At 33.6% G+C, this 1,606-nt stretch carries 2 protein-coding genes and 1 pseudogene; all 3 read right to left on the bottom strand.

Translation table 11 applies throughout. From position 1 onward, the window contains the following. A pseudogene (locus tag FTV18_RS15570) lies at window positions 1-88 on the bottom strand (IS1595 family transposase); the annotation flags it as partial. A gap of 125 nt (window positions 89-213) precedes the next feature. Further along, window positions 214-411, bottom strand: coding sequence for a zinc ribbon-containing protein (locus FTV18_RS15565; RefSeq protein WP_257229525.1), 198 nt, complete (start codon window positions 409-411; stop codon window positions 214-216). Between the two features lie 107 nt (window positions 412-518). Then, window positions 519-1,415 carry a hypothetical protein gene (locus FTV18_RS15560; protein WP_179993183.1) on the bottom strand — a complete coding sequence of 299 codons (897 nt, stop codon included), beginning with the start codon at window positions 1,413-1,415 and terminating at the stop codon, window positions 519-521. Between the last annotated feature and the right edge of the window lie 191 nt (window positions 1,416-1,606).

Genomic DNA, 1,606 nt, shown 5'->3' with positions numbered 1-1,606 from the left:
AGGCTGTTTTGGAAGCAGGAATATCAACACAAAAGCATTGAATAATTTTTTTAATCTTGTAGTGACTTAATTTACTGTTTTCTATCATGATTCTAGACTAACATAATCATTTTGCTAGTCTAGAGCCATGTAAATTATACGCTAACAAAAAAGCCCTATAGGGTGATAGGGCTTTTATTTAAAACAGGATCTTCTGTTTTGAATATCGTGTGCTTAGGCAACCTTATCGTTATATTGGGTGCCGAGGCATTTGGTACACGGTGGTAGTCGGTCTGTACCAATTTCTAAGAAGACGCGATGTCCGCATTGAACACAAAAATAGAAACCTGTTCCCGGTTTTGAGCCAGCTGTAACCATCTTTGTTCTCCGTTGTTTTAGAAAATGGTCTAAGCAGTATAACTCTGTTGTGATGAATGTCTATTGTCCATTTTTGTAAATGATAGTGTCGTTAAAGCTAAGTGTTATTTTTATTTGTGATCTAATGATATTTCGTCGCTGTGCCTAATCACTTTCACTTTCTATGATAAATAGCTTGATAGCATTGGAATAAATGGAGCTAAGAAAGTATATATAGTCACATGATTAGAGAGAAAACTCATTAGCTCACCATATTGGGAAGTATATTCTGGTGTTCCAATTGAGGTTCCTAATTTTTCAATTCTTAGTTCTAGATCGCTAACTAACTCTTCCTCGATTTCAGATTTTCTCAAAGTACTTAATAAATCTAGAAACTCTTGAGGAATTTGAGAGTTATTAATTTCTTGATGGATAGTGCTGTGATGATTTCCTGAAGCTAAGTTTTGAACATTACCAGCAATATTAAAATTAAAAATCTGGGTGACTTTTTCTTGAGGAATCGGATTAGAATTCAATGCAGCTTCACCTGCTTGCGGATTTAACAGCTCAATTTCTAAAGCAAAATTTAAGATTTTTGTTTTTACTGTATCTATTATTCCTACTACAGCTGAAGCAGGTATTACTTTCCAAGCTTGCATACAATTATAACCCTCATACATCTTAGAACCGTAATGAGCAATAATCGCTGGATTCCAATCTTGAGTTAAGACCTCACTTTCATTATTTGTTAAACTCTCAAGGGTTGCAATAGGACTAAAAAAATATGCTTTTGATAAACTTTTTTGAAGTTGCTCTGGCAAACTGTAAGTCAACATATCTGCATTATTTAAAGCACTTCCAAAAGCACCTGCAAAATGGCCTTTTGAATTAACATTTAAGATTCTATAGTCAGGTACATTTTTTGGGTCTTGTGGATAGCCTTGCAATTCGAAGCTAATCCAATTCTTAAAATCTTCATTACCCAATCTATAAGCTAATATTTGACATTTTCTTAATAAATCTGAAATCTTAGCATTTGAGTTTATAGCATCAATTTGTATCTCTCTTAAAAGTGACATTTTATTCTCTAAACAATTTCAACAACTTTAATCCACCCCAACCCCTCTTTAAAAAGAGGGGAACTTCCCATTGCTGTCCCACAATTTTTCACAAGAGGAAGCTCAAATGAGCTTCCTCTTGTTTTATGGGTATTTTATCGGGTGAAAATAAAGCTTTTAAAGTTCTTCTTTCAAACAAATTCACTTGAATT

The organism is Acinetobacter sp. YH12241, from assembly GCF_013417535.1.
Taxonomy (GTDB): domain Bacteria; phylum Pseudomonadota; class Gammaproteobacteria; order Pseudomonadales; family Moraxellaceae; genus Acinetobacter.
The sequence above is the reverse complement of the archived record's forward strand: the minus strand, read 5'-3'. Positions and strand labels throughout refer to the sequence as shown.

Bases quoted from the DNA above. Each gene is read 5' to 3' on its own strand.
- FTV18_RS15560 (WP_179993183.1), bottom strand. From the start codon at position 1,415: ATGTCACTTTTAAGAGAGATACAAATTGATGCTATAAACTCAAATGCT.